This is a genomic window from Pararhizobium sp. (assembly GCF_965279435.1).
Classification (GTDB): Bacteria; Pseudomonadota; Alphaproteobacteria; order Rhizobiales; family Rhizobiaceae; genus Pararhizobium.
In genome coordinates this window covers 424,888-448,699 of the sequence record NZ_CBDIHY010000002.1, presented here as the reverse complement: position 1 = coordinate 448,699, position 23,812 = coordinate 424,888, and the positions used below count along the sequence as shown (strand labels likewise).

Annotated in this window: 23 protein-coding genes; 6 read left to right on the top strand and 17 right to left on the bottom strand. The window is 59.5% G+C overall.

Annotated features, from left to right (window positions below; all coding sequences use genetic code 11):
- Positions 1 to 26: 26 nt before the first annotated feature.
- The 11 genes from ACQY8Q_RS03635 to ACQY8Q_RS03585 all read right to left on the bottom strand — a co-directional run bounded on the left by ACQY8Q_RS03635 (position 27) and on the right by ACQY8Q_RS03585 (position 11,762).
- Positions 27 to 644 (bottom strand): ParB-like protein, encoded by a 618-nt coding sequence (locus ACQY8Q_RS03635; RefSeq protein WP_428424741.1) that lies wholly within the window; start codon positions 642 to 644, stop codon positions 27 to 29.
- On the bottom strand, positions 641 to 2,257 hold the full coding sequence (locus ACQY8Q_RS03630; protein ID WP_428424739.1) for a SulP family inorganic anion transporter: 1,617 nt from the start codon (positions 2,255 to 2,257) through the stop codon (positions 641 to 643). Before ACQY8Q_RS03630 ends, ACQY8Q_RS03635 begins: the two co-directional genes overlap by 4 nt.
- A 362-nt stretch (positions 2,258 to 2,619) precedes the next feature.
- Positions 2,620 to 3,081: a hypothetical protein gene (locus tag ACQY8Q_RS03625; RefSeq protein ID WP_428424737.1), complete on the bottom strand. Its 462-nt coding sequence runs from the start codon at positions 3,079 to 3,081 to the stop codon at positions 2,620 to 2,622.
- A 397-nt stretch (positions 3,082 to 3,478) separates the two neighbouring features.
- Positions 3,479 to 4,792 carry an ROK family transcriptional regulator gene (locus tag ACQY8Q_RS03620; RefSeq protein WP_428424735.1) on the bottom strand — a complete coding sequence of 438 codons (1,314 nt, stop codon included), beginning with the start codon at positions 4,790 to 4,792 and terminating at the stop codon, positions 3,479 to 3,481.
- An 11-nt stretch (positions 4,793 to 4,803) separates the two neighbouring features.
- Positions 4,804 to 5,937: an ABC transporter ATP-binding protein gene (locus tag ACQY8Q_RS03615; protein ID WP_428424733.1), complete on the bottom strand. Its 1,134-nt coding sequence runs from the start codon at positions 5,935 to 5,937 to the stop codon at positions 4,804 to 4,806.
- Between the two features lie 30 nt (positions 5,938 to 5,967).
- Positions 5,968 to 6,789, bottom strand: coding sequence for a carbohydrate ABC transporter permease (locus tag ACQY8Q_RS03610; RefSeq protein ID WP_428424731.1), 822 nt, complete (start codon positions 6,787 to 6,789; stop codon positions 5,968 to 5,970).
- An 8-nt stretch (positions 6,790 to 6,797) separates the two neighbouring features.
- Entirely contained in the window at positions 6,798 to 7,697 is a 900-nt protein-coding gene (locus ACQY8Q_RS03605; RefSeq protein WP_428424729.1) for a carbohydrate ABC transporter permease, read from the bottom strand.
- Positions 7,694 to 8,644, bottom strand: coding sequence for an ROK family protein (locus tag ACQY8Q_RS03600; RefSeq protein ID WP_428424727.1), 951 nt, complete (start codon positions 8,642 to 8,644; stop codon positions 7,694 to 7,696). The genes ACQY8Q_RS03605 and ACQY8Q_RS03600 overlap by 4 nt, the downstream gene beginning before the upstream one ends.
- A 35-nt stretch (positions 8,645 to 8,679) precedes the next feature.
- A complete protein-coding gene (locus tag ACQY8Q_RS03595) occupies positions 8,680 to 9,474 on the bottom strand; it encodes a 6-phosphogluconolactonase (RefSeq protein ID WP_428424725.1) in 795 nt (264 codons plus the stop codon).
- A gap of 62 nt (positions 9,475 to 9,536) precedes the next feature.
- Positions 9,537 to 10,409 carry a sugar phosphate isomerase/epimerase family protein gene (locus ACQY8Q_RS03590; RefSeq protein ID WP_428424723.1) on the bottom strand — a complete coding sequence of 291 codons (873 nt, stop codon included), beginning with the start codon at positions 10,407 to 10,409 and terminating at the stop codon, positions 9,537 to 9,539.
- Between the two features lie 75 nt (positions 10,410 to 10,484).
- Positions 10,485 to 11,762 carry an ABC transporter substrate-binding protein gene (locus tag ACQY8Q_RS03585; RefSeq protein WP_428424721.1) on the bottom strand — a complete coding sequence of 426 codons (1,278 nt, stop codon included), beginning with the start codon at positions 11,760 to 11,762 and terminating at the stop codon, positions 10,485 to 10,487.
- Positions 11,763 to 11,961: 199 nt separating this feature from the next.
- Between ACQY8Q_RS03585 and ACQY8Q_RS03580 the strand changes: the two genes are divergently transcribed.
- Complete coding sequence (locus ACQY8Q_RS03580; protein ID WP_428424719.1) at positions 11,962 to 13,050, top strand: Gfo/Idh/MocA family protein; 1,089 nt, start codon at positions 11,962 to 11,964, stop codon at positions 13,048 to 13,050.
- Between the two features lie 159 nt (positions 13,051 to 13,209).
- On the opposite strand, the gene ACQY8Q_RS03575 is transcribed toward ACQY8Q_RS03580, so the two are convergent.
- The 6 genes from ACQY8Q_RS03575 to ACQY8Q_RS03550 all read right to left on the bottom strand — a co-directional run bounded on the left by ACQY8Q_RS03575 (position 13,210) and on the right by ACQY8Q_RS03550 (position 17,557).
- Positions 13,210 to 13,494 carry a copper-binding protein gene (locus ACQY8Q_RS03575; RefSeq protein WP_428424717.1) on the bottom strand — a complete coding sequence of 95 codons (285 nt, stop codon included), beginning with the start codon at positions 13,492 to 13,494 and terminating at the stop codon, positions 13,210 to 13,212.
- Positions 13,495 to 13,517: 23 nt separating this feature from the next.
- A complete protein-coding gene (locus ACQY8Q_RS03570; RefSeq protein ID WP_428424715.1) occupies positions 13,518 to 13,997 on the bottom strand; it encodes a cupredoxin domain-containing protein in 480 nt (159 codons plus the stop codon).
- Between the two features lie 32 nt (positions 13,998 to 14,029).
- Positions 14,030 to 15,379, bottom strand: coding sequence for a multicopper oxidase family protein (locus ACQY8Q_RS03565; protein WP_428424713.1), 1,350 nt, complete (start codon positions 15,377 to 15,379; stop codon positions 14,030 to 14,032).
- Between the two features lie 15 nt (positions 15,380 to 15,394).
- Positions 15,395 to 16,849, bottom strand: a complete 1,455-nt coding sequence (locus tag ACQY8Q_RS03560) for a TolC family protein (RefSeq protein ID WP_428424711.1) — start codon at positions 16,847 to 16,849, stop codon at positions 15,395 to 15,397.
- Entirely contained in the window at positions 16,846 to 17,073 is a 228-nt protein-coding gene (locus ACQY8Q_RS03555) for a hypothetical protein (protein ID WP_428424709.1), read from the bottom strand. Before ACQY8Q_RS03555 ends, ACQY8Q_RS03560 begins: the two co-directional genes overlap by 4 nt.
- 91 nt (positions 17,074 to 17,164) lie before the next feature.
- Positions 17,165 to 17,557, bottom strand: a complete 393-nt coding sequence (locus ACQY8Q_RS03550; RefSeq protein ID WP_428424707.1) for a hypothetical protein — start codon at positions 17,555 to 17,557, stop codon at positions 17,165 to 17,167.
- 528 nt (positions 17,558 to 18,085) lie between these two features.
- Here ACQY8Q_RS03550 and ACQY8Q_RS03545 point away from each other — a divergent pair.
- From ACQY8Q_RS03545 to ACQY8Q_RS03525, 5 genes are all read left to right on the top strand, one after another.
- Positions 18,086 to 19,195, top strand: coding sequence for an extracellular solute-binding protein (locus ACQY8Q_RS03545; RefSeq protein WP_428424705.1), 1,110 nt, complete (start codon positions 18,086 to 18,088; stop codon positions 19,193 to 19,195).
- Positions 19,196 to 19,349: 154 nt separating this feature from the next.
- Positions 19,350 to 20,336, top strand: coding sequence for an ABC transporter permease (locus ACQY8Q_RS03540; RefSeq protein WP_428424703.1), 987 nt, complete (start codon positions 19,350 to 19,352; stop codon positions 20,334 to 20,336).
- A complete protein-coding gene (locus tag ACQY8Q_RS03535) occupies positions 20,336 to 21,130 on the top strand; it encodes an ABC transporter permease (protein ID WP_428424701.1) in 795 nt (264 codons plus the stop codon). The genes ACQY8Q_RS03540 and ACQY8Q_RS03535 overlap by 1 nt, the downstream gene beginning before the upstream one ends.
- Entirely contained in the window at positions 21,130 to 22,215 is a 1,086-nt protein-coding gene (locus ACQY8Q_RS03530; protein ID WP_428424699.1) for an ABC transporter ATP-binding protein, read from the top strand. Before ACQY8Q_RS03535 ends, ACQY8Q_RS03530 begins: the two co-directional genes overlap by 1 nt.
- A 93-nt stretch (positions 22,216 to 22,308) precedes the next feature.
- A complete protein-coding gene (locus tag ACQY8Q_RS03525) occupies positions 22,309 to 23,808 on the top strand; it encodes an NAD(P)-binding domain-containing protein (protein WP_428424697.1) in 1,500 nt (499 codons plus the stop codon).
- Positions 23,809 to 23,812 lie beyond the last annotated feature (4 nt).

Here is a 23,812-nt window from a genome sequence, read left to right as displayed (position 1 = left end):
GCGGCTCGGCGTGAACACGCGACAGTTCAATCGCTTGGGCCGCACCACCCCGGCAGATGCTTTGCTGACTTGGTTCTGGCAAGTTTGAGGGCGGCGATTTCGGCATCCTTGAAATCTCTGTGCAGCAACTTCGCATCGATGCGGTTTCTCAAGAAATCTGCCCACATGAACTCGCTGAATGGCGTGTTGTCCTTGGCATATCCGCCCGCGCGGCGAAGTGCGCCGGCCAGCGACCGGTAGGGATCGTCGATAAGCCCGGCCACGGATTTCGGCAGGCTGTTGTGCGGCTGCCGCTCGCCTGCGGCATCGAACGGATATGTCCAGCGATAGTGATCCATCACAGACCAGAACTCCGGTTTGGCGAGATCGCTGAGATCGGCAACGACGCTGGTCAGGACATGAGCGACACCTTCCTCCAGCAAGGCCCTGACAAGATGATGGTGATCGATCAGATAGGCATTTTTCTTCCAGCCGATGACGACTGGAACCATATGGCGGCCGAGAAAATCGGCGCCGTCGTGTCCGGAAATCTCCCGCCATTCTAGCCGCTTGCAGGCGACTTCGCGAAAGCCGACTGTCATTTGGGTCGGCCGGAGGCTTGCTATCGCCACCGGTTGCAGATGGGGTTCGTAAGTTCGCGTCATGGGGCACCTCCGGTGCTTGATGCTTGGGTTAGAACGGCTGAAACGGCATCATCGACGCTGACGCTGCAACGTCCGGCAAGCTGAGGCGCTGCGGCGATGATCAGATCGCGGGCCCGGTCATGCACGCGGGCATATTGCACCCGCTTGCCGGAGGCCCTTACTGTCGTGTCGAACTCCAGCAGGGCATCGAGTGCAGTGCTATCCAGATCGAAGCTCTCCTCAAGACTGACGACGACGCACTTGCTGCGGCTGTCCGCCCGAACGCGGCTGACGATCGTGTTCAAAATGGCATCCGCATTGGCGAAGAACAGGGGCTGTGCCGGTCGCCAGACGGTGACCCCGGAAACCGGGAACGCGTCGGCGTGGCGGGCGACATCGACAAAATCGTGCCCTCCTGCGAGCCGCCCGAGACGCGCGACATAGGGCGATGCCATGCGCCTGAGCAGTGCCGCCAACGAAAAGGCGATTGCGACCAGCATGCCATCGAGAACACCGAATACCAGCACGCCAAGCGCTGCACCGAGCGCGATATAGCCGTCGCGTTTCAACCGCCACAGGCGCAACAACGGCATGGGGTCGAGCGCATGGGTCAATGCGGCGATGACCACCGCTGCCAGAACGGGCTGCGGGAGAAGAGCCACAGGTCCGGAGGCAAAAATGATCAGGAGTGCCAGGCCGAGCGCTGCGACAACCGCGGTCGCGCGGCTTTGCGCGCCTGCCGCCTCACTTGCTGCCCCTGCCGAAAACCCGGCCCCGACCGGCATGCCCTGAACGACGGCGCTGGCGAGATTTGCCAGGCCGAGGGCACCCAGTTCCCGGTTCGCATCCACAGTCTCGTTGTTGCGTAGCGAGAACGAGCGGATGGTTCCCCAGGATTCGGCAAACAGAATGAGCACCAGCGGTAGCACGTAAGGCAGAAGTGCTATGATTTCTGGCCATTGGCGCGACGAGAAATCCGGCCATGCGGGCAGAAGCGGGATAGCGCCGACAAGGGCAACGTCATGGCTGGAAAGATCGAAGATGGCCGAGACGGCAATACCGCCGCACAGCACCAGAAACGCACCCGGGAGGAATGGAACGCGGCGCAGTCCGATCAGGGCAACTAGGGCTGTTGCGCCAACGATAACGCTGGGCAGATGCCATTGTGGTACGGAGGCAACCAGCCTGGTCACCAGTTGCAGAATGCCGGATGCGTTGACCGGCACTCCGGCCAGAACCGGTATCTGGCGCAAGATGATGGTAATCGCCAGCCCGAATGCGAAACCGCGCAGCACGGGCCTCGATATGAACCCTGCCAGATTTCCGAGCCGGACCATCGATGCAATCAGGAACAGACCGCCGACCAGGGCAACGAGGATGATGGCGAGCACGGCTTTGTCGTCGGCTGAACCCGGTAGCGTCAGCAATGTTGCGGCCAGAATGGCGGCGGAGGAGGAGGTCGGGGTGACAATGGCAAAGCGGCTTCGTCCAAGCAGCCCATAGGCAAGGCAGCCGGCAATGGCAGCACAGATCGCCCGCTGTGGCGGCAAGCCGGCAATCCCGGCATAGGCGACAGCTTCGGGCAGCATCAATCCCGCGACCGACAGCCCCGCGATCCAGTCTCCCTTGCGCATTGGCCGCCGACCTTCCTCTGCTTTTAGGATAGGATCATTACCACAGGTTGCCTTGCATCAGGCTTAGCACTGCAGCGGCTCCCCAGGCGGTGATCAGAACTTGGCCATTGTGAGTGATTATGGCTAAGCGCTGCCATCTCTGGAAAGGGCCGATACCGTAAAACGTGATCAATTTCATGCGTCTTCGTCAACATGCCTAAAGCCCGAACAGACTGTGGTTCGAGCCAGATTACGAAATAGTTTTAACGCTTTTAGTTTTTTGCAATTGAACCGGATCATGGAGATGGTCCGCCGGTCGATGCGGAATACGAGCGAGCCCCGAGCATGCAGCCTGTGCTGTATGTTCGGGGCTGGCAGGCCGTTTATGCCATACGGCGGATATTGGCTTGAAGCTGCTGAGCCTGATTTTGCAGGACATTGTAGCGAGCGGCCGGGATCGCACCATTGTTATGATCAGCCACGGATATGGCTTCGTGGCGGATCTGGGCGTCGTCGGCTCTCAGGCGCTGATATTCACCGCTGGTGAGAAGGCCGTGTGTCCTGTCCGCATTCATGTTGCGGTTGTCGGCCCGAAGCTCAGCCAGGATCGTATCAAGCCGCGACCGGTGGACGTAGGCAGGGGCATAGGCCGGAACAACATAGGTCGGACCGACTGTGTCGTCGTTGGTGATGTCCTCGTCGTTGAGCATGAATGCGCGGTCACGGTGGCCGTCGTGGTGATCATGATCATGGCCCGTATCGCCGTGAGATCCGGCGAAAGCAACACCCATGGAGGCCGAGATGAAAATTGCAGAGATTGCTGCGGTTTTTGCAAAAGAGAACATTTGCGTCACCTTTAGTATTAGACGCGTCTAAAGCGTCTCTTGACAGGAAGCCATCTTATAGTGTCGCGTCACGGCGCGGTTGCCGCCGGCAATACATGGCTTCAATCCGGGAATATACTGCGCATGCCCCGTAAGATCATGTTAAATTAAAGTAATATTGTGACGCCTCTACTGGCCACAATTTCGATCAATTGTGAGAGGGAGGCGTGACTTGGTGCGAGGCGTTGGACCAACTGGCATCGAGGACACTTCCCGCGCATAATGACTGGCCACAGATCAGTTTGATGAGGCGATTTCACGCTTGCCTTCTGAGGCGTGAAGCCTCTGGTCCCCGACAGGGAGACATGACCCCTTCGCCGATCTTCCAACCGGATAGAAGGCTGCCATTGTTCCCTGACTAACCTCTCTTCGGCTGCTCGAAGGGGCGCTGGTCGTCGCCGATCTGGCGGATATAGAGGTGGCGGAAGTTCGGGTTGGTGTTGACGAAGATCGGCAGGCTGGCAGCGCCGATGACCGGTGCGTCGTCCGTCAATTCCCCGACCACGAGGCGGGGCGAGCGGCGGTCCTTGCGTTCGCTCAAGGAGCGGTGCAGCGGGTAAGCGCGTTCCACCAACGCAGTGATGATTGAAGGCGGTAATGATCCACCGACGGTGATGAATTCCGGATCGATCGTGCTTTCGAGAATGGCGGTGAGGAAACGCAGGCAAAGTCCTGCCTCTTCCATCCAGGCCGACAGCTGGGTGTCGCGCCGGGCATGGATATCGGCAAGGATCGACAAGTCGGCAACTGCCGCATCGGCCTCCTCGATGCTCCATTCGAGTGCCGTCGCGATTCCATTCAGCGAAAGCACGGCATCGATGATCGGCGGCTCGCCGTTGTCGCGCATGCGCTTCGGCTGAAACGGCAGCAACCCCAGTTCGCCGGCGTTGCCCCATGCACCTTTCAACGGCATGCCATCAACGATCATGCCGGCACCGACGCCGTAGCCGATGTAGAGATGCGCGAAATTGCGCTTGTCCGTGTCGCTGCGGGCAAAATGCTCGCCGATCGCCGCTGCCGTCGCGTCATTCTCGACCAGCACCGTCAGCCCGCACAGCTCTTTCAGGCGCTGGGCAACAGGGACATTGGCCCAGGCATCCCATCCGGGTTGCTTAGTGGCAAAATCGTAGATGTCATCGTCAAGCGTTGGCAGCACCAGCCCGATGCTCCAGATTTTTTCACGCGGCACCGCTGCCTCGTCGATCAGGCTGTCGGTCAGGCTGGCAATGTGTTTCAGTGTCGGTTCCGGCTCGCGCGTGTCGCCCGTCCAGGTTTTCCTGCCGATGACCTCCAGCAGCAAATTGCACACGACCAAAACGACACGGTTACGATCGAGATGGATGCCGATGGAGAAACCGGCGATAGGGTTGGCGCCGAGATAGATTTGCGGCTGGCCGCGCTGACCCTGGGATCGTCCGGTCTCGATGATGAACTGCTGGTCCAGCAATTCCCGCGTGATGCCGGAAACGGTCTGCGGCGTCAGCCCGACCCGCTTGGCAATGTCGATGCGGCTGAGCGGACCGGACTGGTGCAGCGCTTCGAAGATGAGCCGCCGGTTGAAAATGCGGGAATGCTCGAGATTGGTGCCGGTGACATCGGGCAGCCTTTGCCGCCCTTCGGCGAGCCTGGTCAGCTTGGGCGCTCCTGCCCGTGTCTTTGGCGTATCGGTCATTCCGTTTCCATTCAGCGTGCCCGGAATTCCTGGCCGAGGATGCCATAGGCCGGGCCTGAGCGGCGCCCGAGCATGGCCTGTCCGGCAGCGTCGAAGAGATGGACCGCGGCGACCGGGGCGTCGGCCACGAAGCGATCGCCAGCCGTGCAGAAAATATCGCCGGGATAGCGGACGGTGATCATCTGCCCGTCGGCGAGTCGCAGATAGACGATGCTGGTTTCGCCGAGATGTTCAACGAGGTCAACAGTACCCTCGATCTTCACCGAGGGACCATCCCCGGGGATCCAGTGTTCGGGGCGGATGCCGATGGTGACCGTTGCGCCGGCCGCGACAGTGGCTCCGGAATAGGGGAGGCTGACGAGCTGTTCGCCGACCGAGAGGTGCAGATTGCCGTCTACGATAGCATTGACCCGCGCTTCCATCAGGTTCATCGCCGGAGATCCGATGAAGCCGGCGACAAACAGGTTGGCCGGGGCATGATAGAGATCGAGCGGCGTTCCCACCTGCTCGATGCGGCCTGCATTGAGCACGACGATCTTATCGGCCAGCGTCATCGCCTCGACCTGATCGTGCGTCACATAGACCATTGTCGCGCCGAGTTCGCGGTGCAGTTTGGCGATCTCGATACGGGTATTGACGCGCAGCGCCGCGTCGAGGTTCGACAGCGGTTCGTCGAACAGGAAGACTTTCGGCTGGCGCACGATGGCGCGGCCGATGGCGACACGCTGGCGCTGGCCGCCTGACAGCGCACCGGGCTTGCGGTCGAGCACGGCATCGAGTTTCAGGATTGACGCCGCCTTGCGGACACGCTTGTCGATCTCGTCCTTGGGAATCTTTGCGAATTTCAGGCCGAAGGCCATGTTCTTGTAGACGTCCATATGCGGATAGAGCGCATAGGACTGGAACACCATGGCAATCTGTCGTTCCGCAGGCGCAATGTGATTGACCACCTGGCCGCCGATGCGGATGTCGCCGCCGCTGATCTCTTCAAGCCCGGCGATCGCCCGCAGAAGAGTGGACTTGCCGCAGCCGGACGGGCCGACGAAGACGACAAACTCGCCATCTTCGATCGTGAGGTCGATCCCGTGCAGCACCGTGAAAGCGCCGAACGCCTTGCGCACATTGGTCAGGGACAGGTCAGCCATGGATGTTTCTCTCTTTGGTGGCAGGGTGCATCATTTGACCGCTCCCGCGGTCAGGCCCGAAACGATGCGGCGCTGGAAGATCAGGACGAGCAGGATCAACGGCACGGTGACGATGACGGAGGCCGCCATGATCGTACCGAACGGCAGCTCGAAACGGCTGGATCCGGAAATCAGCGCCAGACCAACGGGAACGGTGCGGACCGTGTCGCTAAGTGTGAAGGTGAGGGCGAAGAGGAACTCGTTCCATGACGCGATGAAGGCGAGCAGGCCGGTGCTGGCAAGTGCCGGCGCCAAGAGCGGAAAGTAGATCTGCCAGATCATCGCCCAGGTCGAGCAGCCATCCATGCGGGCGGCGTCCTCCAGCTCCGACGGAATCTGCCGGATGAAGCTGGTCATCACCCAGACCGTAAACGGCAGGCTGAAGATCATGTAGGACAGAACGAGGCTGCCAAGGCTGTTGTAGAGCCCGAGCCAGCGGATGGTGCCGAACAGGCCGGACAGCACGACGATCTGCGGGAACATCGAGGCGCCGAGGATACCTGCCAACACGATGCCCCGGCCCCGAAATTTCATTTTCCCAAGCGCATAGGCCGAGGTGATGGCGAAGATCAGTGACAGCGTCACGACGCTGACTGCGACGATGGCCGAATTCAGGATGTTGCGCAGGAAATTGCCGTTGCTGAGCAGGTCACGATAGTTGGTGAGGTCGATTGCCGGAAAGAAATCGACCGAGAACAGGGCAGCTCCGGATTTGAACGACGAGACGATTGCCCAGTAGAAGGGGAAGATCGTGTAGAACACCACGACGATCTTCAACAATGTCAGCGCAATAGTTTTGGCAAGGCGTTTCATCGGCATCCTCACTCGCTGATCAATCGGATCTTGGTGATCTGGACATAAACGGCCGCCACCAGCGAAATCATTAGAAAGACCAGCATCGCCACGGCCGAGCCGTAGCCGACATCCTGGAAATCGACCAGTTGCTGGCGGGCGTAGATCGAGATGGTCGCGGTTTCGCGGCTCTTGGAACTCAACACATAGGCAAGGTCGAACATCCGCACTGCATCCAAAAGGCGGAAAAGGATGGCGACAGCAAGGGTTGGCCAAAGCAGCGGCAGGGTGATGTAGAAGAATTGCGCCCAGCTTGGCGCGCCGTCGACCTTTGCGGCCTCGTAGAGATCACGCGGAATGATCTGCAGGCCGGCAAGGATCAACAGCACCATGAACGGTGTTGTCTGCCAGACATCGACGGCGATGATCGCCGCCATTGCGGTGCCGGCTCCGGCCGTCCAGGCAATGCCGTGGCTGATGAAGCCAAGCTTGATCAAAAGCGCATTAACAACGCCGTACTGGTCATGCAGCATCCATTGCCACATCTGCGCTGAGACAACCGTCGGGATCGCCCAGGGGATGAGCATGATGGCGCGCAGTGCACCACGGCCCTTGATCTGGCTGTCGATCAGAAGAGCGATGGCAACACCGGCCAGCGTTTCCAGCGTTACCGAAATCACCGCGAAGAAGGCGGTGTTGCGTACTGCATGCCACCAATCACCATCCTTCATCAGCGCCAGATAATTGCCAAAACCGATGAAGCGCGGCAGGTCGCCAGCCTCCAACGAGGCGTGCATGAAAGAGAGATAGGCCGTACGGGCCAGCGGCCAGGCGGTGACCGTGGCCAGCACGATCAGCATCGGGGCCAGCAGCAGCCAGGGTTCGATACGTTTGATCCAGCTTGATTGAGGTGCCGTCTGCGCCATCATGCCCCGACCTTGATTGTTTGCCGGCGATTGCCCGGTGGTTTTGCAAGAGCGGCGCCGACGACGCCGGCACCTTCACCAAGTGCTGCAAGCTTGAGCGGTATAGTCTTGCAGCGGTCCGCCCAGATATTTTCGCGCATGTGCTGTTCCAGCTTTTCGCGATAGCGCCCGGTCGAACAACCGAGCCCACCACCGAGAACCACCGCTTCGGGGTCGATCATGTTGATCATCTGCGCCAGCAACCGGCCGGTCACCTCTGCAGCCTCGTCAAGAATGCGTGTGCTGAGAAAATCGCCCTCGGTGCTCATGGTTTCCAGCGTGCGAACGCCATCCTCCAGAGGTTCCCCGGCGCGGCGGGAGAAGGAGCGTTGCATGCCTTTGCCAGAGGCAAAGTCCTCGGCATTGGCAATCGTCAACCCGGTATCGTCTTCCTTTGGAAGCGCAAGCTCCGAGCTGGCGAAGTGAATGGCGAAACCGTTGGCGCCAGACCATGGCCGGCCGTTGATCACGAGCGAATAGCTCATGCCGGTGCCGAGCGACAGGTAGACGAAACTTTGATGGGGAACGCCGGCACCGAAACGGGCTTCCGCGTGGGCGGCGGCGCGCACATCGCTGTCGGCCATTGTAGGAATGCCGAGCAGACCCTCGATTTCGGCGCCGATGGCTTCGATCGAAAAATTCCAGTCGCTGCAGACACGTCCCTCGATATCGACCAGTTCCGGCACGGCAATGCCGATCGACAGCGGAAACCGGCCCTCGGCCTTTGCCAGCGCGATAATGTCTGCAGCGATCTCTGCGACATCGCGGAGGATCGCGGCCGGGCCTTCGGCGACCGGCGTCGGCCGGCGCCGGAAATGGGTCATCGCACCCGATTGGATGTCAACGAGGCCAGCCGCGATCTTGGTGCCGCCAAGATCGATGCCGACGCGATAATCACCGCTCTCCATCATTGCAGCTGCAGTTGGTCGTGTTGCTCCGGCGCCTGTCATGCCTGGGCCGCCGCGGCGGTATCAAGCAGGATACGCACCTGCTTGCAGCGGTGAATAATGGTGGCCGGCCATTGCGGGTCGAAACCTTCGCTCTGTGTCAGCCGCTTGGCTGCCCCCTGCTTGTGGGCGCCGTGGATAACCATGGCGACAGCTTTGGATAGGTTGGCGATGGTGCCAAGGCCGACGGTCAGGCCATGATGCGGCACGGCATCGAGCGATGGAAAATCAGGGAACGTGCCGAGATTATCGCGGCGCGTCTCTTCCGCGAGCTTGACGATGCAGCTTGGCCCATCGGCTGGGCTGCCCGGCGGGTTGAAGGCGACGTGACCGTCGGTAGCGCCGGACGCGAGAATGAACAGGTCGACACCGCCTGCTGCCTTGATGCGATCATCATAAGCGCCGGGGTTCGTTGCATCCGGAAACCAGACATGCTCCTTCGGAACCTGATGGGCAGGTTCGATCCCGGCATTCAGCCGCTGGCGGATATCGTGTTCGGCGAAACGGCGGCAGCTGTTGTGTGCGTCGGGCGGGCAAAGACCCAGACCATCTTCGCCACCGCCAAGATATTCGTCCATCATCACCAGAACGAGATTGGAGAGATCGAGATTGCCAGCCGCAGTCTTGTCGGCCATCGCGTCGTAGATCGGTTTCGGCGAACGTCCACTCGGGCAGCCGAGGAGATATTGATTGCCATCGGCGCGCGCGGCGGCAATGGCAGCCAGGATATCGGTGGCAAGCACATCGCCGATTTCGGCCGGTGAGTTCAGGATTTCAGCGGAATGCGCGGGCAAGTCAATTCTCCAGTCGGATCGAGTAAGGCCGGCGGCCGAGCGCCGGCCATGCGGCCTTGGGCTTAAAGGCCGAGCGTCTTCAGATAGTCGCGATTGTGCTTGGCGATCGGGTAGGGCTTTTCCGGTGGGCAGGGGTACATGTCCTGCTCGACGACTGCGAAACCATCGTAGTTGCGGGCTTCAAGGAACTTCACCACGTCGGCGAAATCGATCGCGCCTTTGTCCAGTTCGCACATGACGCCCATCTGGAACGCGTCCATGAACGGAATGTTCTCGTCGGTGATGCGCTGACGCAGCGCGCCATCCATGTTCTTGAAATGATAGTAGGGAATACGGTCCGCATGCCGGGCCATGAAGGCGAGGGGATCGGCGCCCGTATAAATGTGGTGGCCAAGATCGAAGCAGAGGCCGACGTGCTCCGGCTTGGTATCGGCCAAAAGCCGCTCTATTTCTGCTTCGGTTTCGATGCAGGTGCCGACATGCGGATGGAAGACAAACTTCATGCCGTATTCTTCGACGACACGCTTGGCGGTTGCGCTGACGATGGCAATCATCTGCGCCCAGGCCTTGTCGTCAAGCAGGCGGTCGCCAGGTGCGGCGTAGGATTCAGACTCGTCCATCAGCACGAACCATTCCGCGCCTGCGGCTTTCAACAGCGCGCAGATCGGCCCGACGCGGGCAGCCAAGGTTTCAGCGGAATCGGCAAGAGATAGCGGATGCACGACGCCTGTGCCGCAAAGCTTGATGTCGCGGCGGCCGAGTTCGGACAGCAGCGTTGCCGGATCGGTCGGCAGGTAGCCCCAGGGGCCAAGTTCGGTGTAGCCGTAACCGGCCTTTTGCACTTCATCGAGATAGCGTTCCCACCCGACCTGCTTTTCATCCTTCGGATACCAGACACCCCAGGAGTCCGGCGCTGTCGCCACTTTGATCGTCATTGTCTTGTTACCTTGCATTTGGAATAGGCGGTTCGCACCGCTCTCTGGCGGCGCGAACCTTGTTTTCGAGAGGGCTTACCAGCCGCCGCGTGACTTCAGGGCATCGAGCTTGGAGGCCAGATCGTCGATCGCTGTATCGCTTGCCGATGGGTTGGCGAGGCCGGAATGGAGATTGTTGGAAATTTCCGTCGAAACGCGCGGATAGTCGCTGCCGGTGATGCTGGTCGGCCGGGTAACGACGTTCTCGAAGGCGGCCTTGGCGCTCGTCAGGAACGGGATGGCCTTCAGGATATCGGCATCGGAAAACAGCGACGAGATGCTCGGGATGTAGGACCCCGCCAAAGCCCGACGCTTTTCTTCCTTTTCTCCAGCGAGATAGGCGACGAGTGCAGCCGCTTCCTTCGGGTGAGCCGAATATTTCGAGACGCCGAGATAGGCGGCACCATCGATGCCGACATGCTGGCCGTTTGCACCCTTGGGCAGTGGCGCCACGCCGACCTTGTCCTTGATCGAGCTGTCATCGCCATTGGCCAGAGACCAGGCGTATGCCCAGTTGCGCATGAAAACCGCATCGCCGTTCTGGAAGACGCCACGCGAGCCTTCCTCGTCATAGTTCAGAACGCCTTCCGGAGAGATCGTCCCGACCCAGCCGGCCGCCGTCTTCAGCATTTCCTTGGCTTCGGACGAAGCAATGGTGATCTTGCCTTCGGCATCGATGAAAGTGCCGGCACCGCTGCTTGCAAACCATTCGGTAGCATTGCAGACCAGACCTTCGTAAGCCCGGCCCTGCCAGACGTAACCCCACATCTTTTCATTGCCGGCCTTACGCTCGCCATCCTGGACAAGCTGAGCCGTCGTCGTCAGGTCAGCCCAGGTTTCCGGGACCTTGGCACCGTACTTGTCGAGCAGGTCCTTGCGGTAGAACAGAAGGCCGGTATCCATGTACCAGGGCATGGCGACGAACTTGCCGCCGACCGTGCCCGCGGCAACCGCAGACGGGAAATATTTGTCGACCGTGCCGGCTGGCATGGCTTCCGCAAGGTCCAAGAGGTGGCTCTTCAGCGGGCCGACCCAGACGCCATCAAGGATCATCACGTCGACATCGGTCGATTGTGCCGACAGCAGCTGCTGATACAGCGACAACACGTCATCCCAGTTTGCCGGCATCGTGGTGATCTTCACCTCGTTGCCGCTTTCCTTGCCCCAGGCCTCAGAACCTTCCTTGCACAATTGCAACTCGATGCCGGACGACGAGCAGAAGATATTGATGGTTTCGGCCTGCGAGACGGCGGGATAGGCGGCCGACAGCCCGAGGGCGGCAATGCTGAATGCGAAGACTTTGCTGATGGACATGTTTTACTCCCCTTTTATTAAATCCAGATTATGGATCATAATATCGAGAAGTTTCCGTCTGTAAATGGAAAATTTCGGTATCGGGCGTTAAAAATCGAATGTTCATTCCATTTTCACGCTTGAGCAAGGGGTTGGCTTCCGGTATTTAAATTCACGATCCGAATTTAATTCGCGCAAAAAGCGCAACAAGGAGTGGGATATGCGATTAAGAGTTGGCCTGGTTGGGCTTGGGGAAGTGGCACAGCTGATGCACATTCCGACGCTGCACAAACTGCAGCAGCAATTCGAGCTGGCAGCCGTCCATGACGTTTCGCCGTCCGTGCTGGCTGAGGTTGCCGATCACTGGAAGATCGCCAAGCGCTACGATACGGCCGACGCGCTGTTTGCCGATCCCGATATCGATGCCGTCCTGATCCTCAGCCCCGACCAGCATCACGGTGAACAGGCAAGGGCAGCGATTGCTGCCGGCAAGCATGTCTTCATCGAAAAACCGGCCTGCCTGACCCCGGCCGATCTGGAAACGCTGGTGGCTGCCGAAGCTGCATCCGACCGCGTCGTCATGGTCGGCTACATGCGCCGCTTTGCGCCGGCGTTCATGGCCGCAAAGCAGGAGCTCGCAAATTTCGGACCGATCTCCTATGTCCGCGTCCGCGACGTGATTTGCGAAGGCCCATGGTTCTTCAACCAGACGGACAAGGTCGTGACGCCGAAGGGCGACATTCCGGCAAAGCTGATCGACGAGAGCCGGGCGCTGCGCAAGGAAATGATGGACGCGATGTGCGGGGCCGATGCACCGGCGATCGTCAAGCGCGGCTATGAAGTGATGACCGGTCTCTGCTCGCACTCGCTGTCGGCCATGCGCGATCTTCTCGGCGGCTCGCCCAAGCGCGTAATCGGCGCGCAGCTGTCGCAGAATGGCGAACAGCTGACCGCCATGTTCGACTATGGCAGCTTCACCGCCATCTACGAATGCCTGATTGACGATATCGCCCGCTTCGATGCCGGTATCGAGGTTCTGTCGAAAAACAAGCGCCTGCAGTTCCGCTACAACACGCCGTATCTGCGCAATCTGCCGATGACGCTGGAAGTGCAGGAAAGCACGGCCGACAGCAATCTGGTGCGCACGCTCGGGCCGTTCCACACCGACGCGTTCCAGATCGAGCTCGAAGCCTTCCACGACACGATCGTCAACGGCACGCCCAATCGCACGCCGCCATCCGACTCGCGCGAGGACGTCGATCTGTTCTCGAAAATCCTGGCGGTCGCCACGGCGACACTGGCTTCCTGAACCAGCGGCCCTTGATCAACATTTGCAGCACGTACTCCCCGCCTGAAGGGCGGGGAGTTTCCAAGCCTTTGCCGTCCGTCTCAGTCGATGCGTTCACGGCAAAACGGGGTTCGCACGCGGCCGCACAAACGGCCACGCGCTCTATCCAACGATCGCGGTTTACTTGACGTCCGTGACTGTCAGTTTGCCTTCGACGCGCTCGACGACGAATTCGACATTCGCGCCTTCCTTGAGCTTTGCGAGGATGGCGTCGTCCTTTACGCGGAACACCATGGTCATCGCCGGCATTTCAAGCGTCTTCAGCTCCTCGTGAATGAGGGTGACCTTCTTTGCCTTGAGGTCAATTTTCTTGACGGTGCCCTTGGTGAATTCAGTGGCAAATGCGCCGGATGCAACGGTGACCGCAAGAACGGTGGCTGCGGCGAATTTGATGAAGGATTTCATGATCATATCTCCTTGAGGGTGGGTTATTTCTTGGTGACAGTCACATCGCCATGCATGCCGGCGTCGTAATGACCGGGAACAAGGCAGGCGATCTTGAACGTGCCGTCATTGGTGAACTTCCAGATGATTTCACCCGACTTTCCGGCCGCCAGCCGGATTGCGTTCGGGTCGTCATGTTCCATGTCCGGGAATTTCTCCATCACGGCCTTGTGCTCCATGACCTTGTCTTCCTGGTCGAGGACGAACTCGTGGTCGAGCTCGCCGGCGTTTTTGATGGAGAAGATGATGGTCTGGCCTTTGCGAACCTTGAAGGTGTTCGGCGTAAAGATCATCTTGCCGTCTTCCGTTTCCGTCATGGTGACCCGGATAGTCTGGGTAGCCTGTGCCTTCACGCCGGGCTCGCCGACAGTCATGGCCCCACCGTGGCCACCGGCGTGTGAACCGACGGCCAGGGCAGGAGAGGCGAGGCCTGCGAGAAACAGGGCGATCATTGCAGTCTTCATGATGCAGTCCTTTGAACTGTTGGGAGATAGATTCAGCCGTGTTTCATCGGCTTGGGTGTGACCTTGGTTTTGGCATCCGTGGCCTTGGTCGTGTCAGGCAACGCGCCGGTCCACTCCCAGGCTTGTGTCCCCGGCGGGTTTTCGTACCAGCCGGGATCGCTGTAATCGCCGTCGGCTATGCCTTCGCGGACCTTCACCACCGAGAACATGCCGCCCATCTCGATTGGACCGTGTTTGCCCCATCCGGTCATCATCGGGACGGTATTTTCTGGGATTTCCATTTCCATCTGGCCCATATCCGCCATGCCTGCAGTTCCCATCGGCATGTAGTCCGGGCGGATTTTCCTGATTTTCTCGGCAACTCCCTTCTTGTCGACACCGATGAAGGTCGGGATGTCATGGCCCATGGCGTTCATCGTGTGGTGCGACTTGTGGCAATGAATTGCCCAGTCGCCCGGATATTTGGCATCGAACTCGTAGGCACGCATGGCGCCGACGGGGATGTCGATGCTCACCTCCGGCCAGCGGGCTTCGGGTCTGACCCAGCCGCCATCGGTGCAGGTGACTTCGAAGTCGTAGCCGTGCATGTGGATGGGATGGTTGGTCATGGTCAGATTGCCGACGCGCACCCGAACCCGGTCATCCTTGGACACGACGAGCGGGTCGATCCCCGGAAAAATCCGGCTGTTCCAGGCCCACAGGTTGAAGTCCGTCATTTCCATGATGCGCGGAACATAGGTGCCGGGGCCGATGTCATAGGCGCTGAGCAGGAATACGAAATCCCGGTCGACGCGCATGAACTTCTCGTCCTTCGGATGAATGACGAACATCCCCATCATGCCCATGGCCATCTGGACCATTTCGTCCGAATGCGGGTGGTACATGAAGGTGCCCGACTTCACGAGATCGAACTCGTAGACGAAGGTCTTGCCGACCGGGATGTGCGGTTGCGACAAACCGCCGACCCCGTCCATGCCTGATGGCAGGATCATGCCATGCCAGTGCACCGTCGTGTGTTCGGGCAGCTTGTTGGTCACGAAGATGCGGACGCGGTCTCCTTCGACCGCCTCGATCGTCGGACCCGGGGATTGGCCGTTATAGCCCCAGAGGCGGGCCGTCATGCCCTCCGCCATCTCACGCTCGACGGGCTCGGCGACAAGGTGGAATTCCTTGACGCCGTTGTTCATGCGATGCGGCAGCGTCCAGCCGTTCAGCGTTACGACCGGGGTGTAGTCCGGCCCAGAGGAAGGGCGGGCAGATACCTGCGTTTCGGCTGTTTCCATGACGGCAGCATCGGGCAGCCCCATATTGGAGGTCTTTGCCCATGCAGCGCTTGATACCAACGCGGCACCGGCGCCCAGCATTTGTCTTCTGTTGAACATATCTTGCGTCCTTTCTCAGTGACCGCCGCCGCTATCGGCAGCCGCCGCCACGTCCGGTTCGCCGCCCGCTGCCCCCGCACCGCCGCCATAGATGGCGGGGGCGAGGTTGGCTTCGGCCAACCAGAAATCGCGTTTCGCGTTGACAGCCAGAAGGATCGAATTGACCTTCTCGCGACTGTCGGTGAGCAGTTCGAATGTGTTGGTGATCATGCCGTTATAGCTGAGGAGGGATTCTTCCTCGATCTTGGCGCGAAGCGGCACGACACTGTTGCGATAGTGCCGGGCGATATCGTAATTGGCGCGATAGGCTTGGTAGGCAGACCGGGCTTCGGAGCGGACGTTGACGGCCTTTTCCGCAAGCAGGTTGGCGGCCCGCATATAGGCCAGCTCCGACTTGCGCATGCGGGCCTTACCACTGTCGAAGATCGGGATCACGAACTCCAGTTCGATATTCCCGGTCGTATCGGCTTTTTTCTCGCCGTCTTCCAGTTCGCGCTCGGTCTCGAAACCGGACAGGATTTCCAGATCGGTCACATACCGCGTTGCCTCGGTCAGCCTGTACGACTTGGCCGTCACGTCGAGGTCGAGCTTGGCCATCTGCAGATCGACGCGGCGTTGCAGGGCTTCCGCCTCGATCTGGTCCCGTTTGATCAGGCCTTTTGGAAGCTGCGCCAGGCGATTGGGAATCTGGTAGTCGATGTCTGATCGCCAAAGCCCCATAAGCCGCGTTAGCTCTTCCTTCGCCAGGCGAGCCTCAAGCCGTGCCTTGGCGGTCTGCCCCGCCAGTTCGGCGTAGAACACATGCTCACGCGCCTGGCCGCTCTTTGCCAAAGATCCCGTTTCGCCGAGTTTCCTGGCAAGCTCAGACGCTGCATCGGCTGCAGCTTGCGCCTGGCTCAGTTGGGCAACTGTTTCCCAGGATGCAACGGCGTTGATCCAAGCCCGCCGTGTATCTGCAGCAAGCTGCAGGGTTTGCAGGGCCGCATTGAGCTGGGCTTTCCGGAACTCGGTGTCGGCAATATCCACGTTCCGTTTATGGGTGGCGAGAGCCAGGATATTGGTAGCAATCACGCCTTCCACAGACTTGAACACCGCCAAACCCGGTGTGCCGATCCCGGTCAGCCCGACACCGACGGTCGGGTTGACGAGCATGGTTGACTGCCACGCATCCGCAGCCGAGCCGCCAAGGCCGGCATAGGCCGCCTGAAGGCCCTTATTGTTGAGGAGGGCGACCTGCACGGCCGTTTCGACATCGATGTTTTTTGCTGTCAGCAGCATCTTCACCTGACCAGCGACCGCCTGGGCATCTTGGCGGTTCTGAATCCAGACGGTATCTTTCCCGGTCGCCTCAGCCGCCGTCCTGGAGACGGACGAGAATCCGGCACTTTTCTGCGAATATTCTGTCGCCTGAACACATCCGCCGAGAATGAGTGGCAGGAGAAGCGGTGCCGCGAGTTTGAGTTTGATCATGATGCGCCTCCTTGCGGAGCTTGAGCGCTATTCTGGTCCCGCCATGGCTTGGGATCGACGGGAATGCGGTGTGTGTAGCCGGAAAGGGGGCTGTCGTAATTCACTGGACGAACATGCGCCGGTGAACCGGCAGGCTCCCTCGAAGCAATGACATCAGGAGGCAACGTGGCAGCGCAACCGCTCGCAAGGAGCGGTAGGGCGGCCACCAGAAGTTTGAGATTCATGGTGTAATCCGAATAGGAGATATCAGCGGCGCTGCGGGCCGGTTACGCCTGCATACGCTCGTTCAGACCCGTGAGGACGGGCAGGTCCTGTTCAGAGACTTGGAGGGCGGTGGAGGGACTGGATTTCGCCAAACGCAGACCGGTCATCGATGAATTCGCGGATCGACGCTACGACCGGGCCGGCCATGGTCTTCGTGGATACGATGATGGCAAAACCGATGCAGAAGTCCTTGCAGCATTCCTGCTTTGCCAAATTCGAACCATCGTCATCTGCTGACGCTGTCTGATGGCGATCATGTGTGCTGATCTGAGCGCCATCACCGTGCTGCATGACAGCGGACATCTGTGCCGCCGCACCGGCGGACGATGGGCCGTGCATCGCCGCCGTCGCTGTCGACAGCGAATACCCGGCAAGCGACAGAACGATCGCCAGTCTAATCAGAATCAGCAATTTCCTGCATATGATCCGATACATCGCGCCCATGCTTCATGGCTGCTTTCCGGCAACCCGATCTCGACTGGAATAAATCCCTCGGAGAAATTTGCCGCACATATGCGCTGGCAGGAGCTCTCCGATTCGGGTCATTGGTAAAGGTTCCAACACTGGTAAGGTCAAGGGCTGCGGCAGGCGCAAATTGCAAAAGCGGCGGCGGAACCCCAAAATTGCACGCCCGCGCGTAACCCTCGGATGCAGGGCGGATGCGCCCGCAATTGGAGGATACATGAGCCGATGTATTTATAGCCAAGGCTTCATGCAGCGAAGCTAAAACTGAATGAATATGGCAGTAACTTTCCCAAAAAGGCGCTTGACATCTATCCGGTATAAAGGTCAATTCCTGTTTACCGGATACGTTATGCGATATACCGGACAGGGGCGGGGAGGCCTTATCTTAACAGATTTATCATGTCTGGGCACGAACGCGGCCTATGCGGAGCCGTGCCGCCAAAAACACGTAAACACTTCCGGATTATAGGCTCGATACAAGTTCAAATCAAAAAAAGGGGAACTCAAATGAGTGACAAGTTGACGACCACCCGCAGAAACGCGCTGAAACTGTTCGGCACGGGTGCGGCTGTTCTTGCAGTGCCTTACATTATTCGTCCGCGCCCAGCCTGGGCGGAAAACGGTGTCCTTAACGTAACGACCTACGACAAGTTCCTGCCACAGGAATTCATCGAAAAGTTCCAGAAAGACACCGGCATCGAGGTCAGAATCCGTCTGACTGACGACCAGGGAAAGCAGTACAACCTGCTGACTGCCGAGGGTGCCAATCCTTCGACCGACATGGTGACGGTTGCTGGCCACCGCTATTCGCAGTTCATCAGCTCGAAGCTGCTTCAGCCGCTCGACACCGGCAAGATCTCCAATTGGAAAAACCTCAATACCGCTTATCAGGACGCTCCGTGGGCGCGTATCGACGGCAACCTTTGGGGTCTGCCGATCCTGGCCGGTTATGAAGGCCTTGCCCGCAATGTTGACTATGTAAAGGAAGCGCCGAGCTGGGAGATCATGTTCGATCCGCAGTACAAGGGCCAGACATCCTACATCGTCAGCGATTTCATGACGATCGCCATGCAGTATCTCGGTCATGACGGCGACTTCGTCACCTATGCCGGCAAGCCGGAGGTCGCGCAGAAGGCGACCAACGAAGCGCGTGATTTTCTGATCAAGAACAAGGATATGGTCCGCAAGTACTACGATGCGGGCTCTGAAGTGCAGCAGATGTTCATCAACGAAGACATCTATCTCGCCCATTCGTGGTCGGGTCCGGCTGCAAAGCTCATCATCGACGGCCATCCGATTCAGCTGTCGGTGCCGAAGGAAGGTACGTTCGGCTTCTGCTACACGCTCAACGTCGTCAACAACGCGCCGAACGCCGAGAACGCCTACAAGCTGCTCGACGCCATCCTGGCCAACCCGGAAGTCGGCGCAGCGATGACCCGTCAGTCGGGCTACAGTTCGACGATGAACGGCGTTGCCGATCTGCTCAATGAACGCGAAAAGCTCGCTTCGACGCTGCCCCAGGAACAGATCGACCGCATCATCTTTTTCTCGTCGGTCAATCGCGACATGAAGAACGAGATGATCGACCGCGCGACTGCAGAGGTCAAGGCAGCCTGACGAGGCAAAGCCTGCATAAGCCGTAACCTGTTCCGGAGAACTTCGGTGATCTCCGGGCAGGCGGCGGCCATGGGGCCTCCACGCCTAACAACGCGCAATCACTGACCGCCCGCTGCGGCGTTACCAGTTGGGCTGCGCCAACCGAGATTGTTTGATGGTGAATAGCAACACGATAGCCGGGGATGCGGCAGGGCGCGGTGCGTCCATACCCAAATATTCGACCGGCATAGCGAAGATAGTCAATTCCGCACTGTACCGGCATACGCTCGGAGCTGCGGTCGAGTCGCGCATTGGCCGCGTCATTCTTCTGGCTGCGGTGCCGCTGATCTGGCTGGTCATGCTGCATATTGGCCCGATCTATCAAATGCTGAAGATCAGTCTTCTGTCGCAATATCCGGTCCAGCCGGGTGTTGAATCGCATTTCACCTTCGCCAACTATGCGATCTTCTTCAGCGAGTCCCTCTACTTTACGCCTCTGATCAAGAGTTTCGTCTTCGCAACGGGAGCAACGGCCGCGACCCTGATCGTGGTCTATCCGGTCGCCTATTACGTCGCCAAAATCGTCAAGCCTGAGGGCCGTTCAAAGGCGCTGCTGCTGCTGCTGGTGCCATTTTGGGCCGGCGAGCTGATCCGTACTTTTTCGGTCATCATGCTGCTGGCCAATCGCGGTGCGCTCAACGTGCTGCTGCGTGAGATCGGGCTGATCGACCGGCCAATACCGATGCTCTACACATCATTTTCGGTCGGCTTCGGGCTAGTCTACCTGATCTGCCTCTACATGCTGTTGCCGCTCTATTCGGCCATTGAAAAGATCCCGTCACCGCTGCTCGACGCTGCTGCCGATCTCGGCGCCGGCCCGTTCACCCGCTTCCGGCGCATCATATTGCCGTTGTCCAAGGACGGCATCGTGTCGGGCTGCTGCCTGGTGTTCCTGACCTGCATCGGCGTCTTTGCGACACCTATGCTGCTCGGCGGCCCCAACACTGTGATGTTTCCGGAAACGATCAGCGGCTTCTTCCACGGTGCCAGCAACAAGTGGCCGGTCGGCGCGGCATTCGCCCTGATCATGTTAGTCACAGCTCTTATCGCCGCCGCCATCTTCATGCGGCTGGTTGGCGGACGCAAGAGGAGTGCAATCTGATGGGCAAGACGTTTTCAGACGCCCCGCGCGCAGCCCTTACCGGCTTTTACTGGGCTTTCATTCTCTATCTGCTGTTGCCCCTCACATTGATGATGGCAATGAGCTTCAAGGATGCCAACTTCGTCGCGTTTCCAATCAGTGATTGGACATTCGACTGGTATGTCAAGGTGATGCAGGACAAGCAGTTCCTGGAAGCCTGTCTCTATTCGATCATGATCGCGGCAGCGACCACGCTTGCGGCGACCGTACTTGGCACCTGGATCGCCATGCTGATCGTTGCGGATGGCATCCGCGGCCGGACGATCATCTTTGCACTTGCCTGCCTGCCTGCCGTCGTGCCGGGGATGATTTCAGCAATTTCGCTGCGCATCTTCATCTCGACGATCGATATGCCGACCGGAACTGCGGCGATCATCCTTGGTCATACCGTCCATGCGGTGCCGTTCGTGGTGGTGATGGCGCTCACACGTCTTCGGTCCATGCCTGGCAATCTCGTCGATGCTGCCCGCGATCTCGGTGCCGACAGTATTGTAGCCTTCTTCCGCGTCACGCTTCCCTATCTGGGACCGGCGCTGTTTGGCGGCATGATCTTCTGCGTCCTGCTGTCGATCGACGATTTCGTCCGCACGTTCTTCCTGGGCGGTTATCGCCCAACACTGCCCATGCTGATCTTTGCCAAGGTGCAGGGCGGCATGTCTCCTGAAATCAACGCAATGGCGACGATTGTCCTGGTGGTTACGGCCGCTGTCGGATTGTACGCCGAATTTATCACCCGCCGTGCGAGGACCCGCTGATGGAACCCGTCGTTCAATTCGACAATGTCAACAAGAGCTACGGCAAGCATGTCGCCGTCGATAACCTGAACCTGAGCATCGAGGCGGGCAAGTTCGTCACGTTGCTGGGACCGTCCGGCTGTGGAAAATCCACCTCGCTTCGCATGCTTGGCGGCTTCGAGACGCCGACATCCGGCCGCATCATGCTGAGCGGCAAGGATGTAACCCGGGTTCCGCCCAACAAGCGCAACGTCAATATCGTGTTCCAGGACTATGCGCTGTTTCCGCACATGAGCGTCGCCAAGAACATTGCCTTCGGTCTTGAGTTAAAAGGCTTTGACAACCAGCACATCCACCGCCGGGTGTCGGAACTGCTGGAGCTCGTCCAGCTCCAGGATTACGCCAGCCGTCTGCCGTCAGAACTGTCCGGCGGTCAGCGCCAGCGTGTTGCGCTCATGCGTGCACTGGCGCCAGATCCGGATGTGCTTTTGCTCGACGAGCCGCTTTCCGCGCTCGATGCCAAGCTGCGCCAGCAGATGCAGATCGAGCTCAAGGCGATCCAGGAAAAAACCGGCAAGACCTTCATGTTCGTGACGCACGATCAGGAAGAGGCGCTGACGATGTCGGACACGATCGTTGTCATGAACAAGGGCCGCATCGAACAGATGGGTGACCCCAATACGCTCTACGGGCGGCCGGGCTCTGTCTTCGTTGCCAACTTCATCGGCGAGACCAACCTGTTGCGCAGCACAGTGATCAGCTCGGAGGGCGATGTTGCAGCTCTGAACTGGAACGGCATCACCATCACCGCCAATCCTGGCGGGTTGTCACCCCGGCACGGCGAGCATCTTTACGTCGTTCTGCGCCCAGAGGCGATCCATTGCTCGGCTGCGGAGCCGACGAGCGGCAATCGCATCAAGGGCAAGATCCGTCAGCGCGTGTTCAAGGGTAACCACACCTCGCTGATGGTTGAAGTCGCAGGCGGTGCCATGCTCAACACTCTGGTTCACCCCAGCAATGTTTCACAGCTTGGCAGTGAAGACATCTGGCTCGGCTGGAAGCCCGAAACCACGACGGTCATTCCTGACCGGCATGCGCATAATTGAGAAAACAGCGGCCCGCATCGCATACGGTGCGGGTCTAGGCAGGTAAGGCAGTCAATGTGAACCACGAGTTCCATCGGGCGGCGGAGGTGACCAATGGTATATAATGCACAGACACCGCTCCAATCTGCGGCGAAAAGCCTGCCGGAGCTGGAACAGCGTGTCCGCGATGATCTTGCCTGCCTGTGCTATCCGCCAGCAAACTGGGTGGTGCCGACGGCCGCCGACGGTGAGGAAAAAGTCCATGATGTCGTCGTCATCGGCGGCGGCATGTGCGGCCTGGTCGCCAGTTTCGCGCTGATCGGCGCCGGAATCCAGAATATCCGCATTTTCGACCGCAATCCGCCGGGCCTTGAGGGGCCATGGCTGACCTATGCCCGGATGGAGACGTTGCGTTCGCCCAAGCAGCTGACCGGGCCTGCCTATGGCATCGCCTCGCTCACCTTCCGCGCCTGGTATATTGCCCAGTTCGGCAATGACACATGGGCCACGCTCGACAAGATTCCGCGCCCGATGTGGATGGAGTATCTTTGCTGGTACCGCAAGGTCCTCGGCCTGCCGGTTGAAAACGGCGTCGAGGTCAAGACGATCCAGCCCGAGGGTGCGCTGATGCGGTTGACGCTAACCGGCGACGGCGCGCCTGAAAAATCGGTGCTTGCCCGCAAGGTGGTGATGGCGACCGGCCGGGACGGTATGGGCCAACCCAGCATTCCCGATTTCGTCAAAAGCTTGCCGCAGAAATATTGGGCGCACTCCTCGCATGAGATCGATTTTGCGGCCCTTCGCGGCAAGCGCGTTGTGGTTGTCGGCGTCGGTGCCTCAGCAGTCGACAATGCCGCCGAGGCGCTGGAAGCGGGCGCTGCCGAAGTCCGCCACCTCATCCGGCGCAAGGAAATGCCCTGCATCAACAAGCTCATGGGCATCGGCTCGTTCGGTTTTACTGCGGCCTTCCCGCAATTGGGCGATGCCAGGCGCTGGCAGATCATGAACTATTCGCTACGCACCCAGACGCCGGCACCCCGTGGTTCGACGATGCGCGTCAGCCGCCATCCGAACGCCTATTTCCATTTTGATGCGGCGGTCGAAAAGACGGAACTGGACGGCGGCGAGATCGTCATCGAGACATCGCAGGGCAAACCGGTTCGGGCCGACTTCCTGATCCTCGGTACCGGTTTCGGCGTCGATCCGCTGGCCCGCAAGGAACTCGACGGCTACGCAGACAAGATTCTCTTGTGGCAGGACCGCTTCACGCCGCCGGCTGGCGAGGAAAATGCCCATCTCGGCAAGTTCCCCTACCTCGCCGGCGATTTCACCTTACTGGAGCGCGAGCCGGGGCAGGTGCCGTGGCTCGCCAACATCCACAGCTTCAATTCGGGCGCCGCTGCCAGCTTAGGCAAGGTCAGTGGCGACATTCCCGGCATCAGCGAAGGGGCGGCGTGGCTGGCGCGAGAAATAGCTGCCAAGCTCTATACCGAGAATTTTGACCAATATTGGCAGCGCCTGCTTGATTACGATACGCCCGAATTGCGCGGCGATGAGTGGACAGCGTCGCCCTTGCCGGACATTGCAGAGATCACCGCCCGCAAGCAGGCATAGGAGG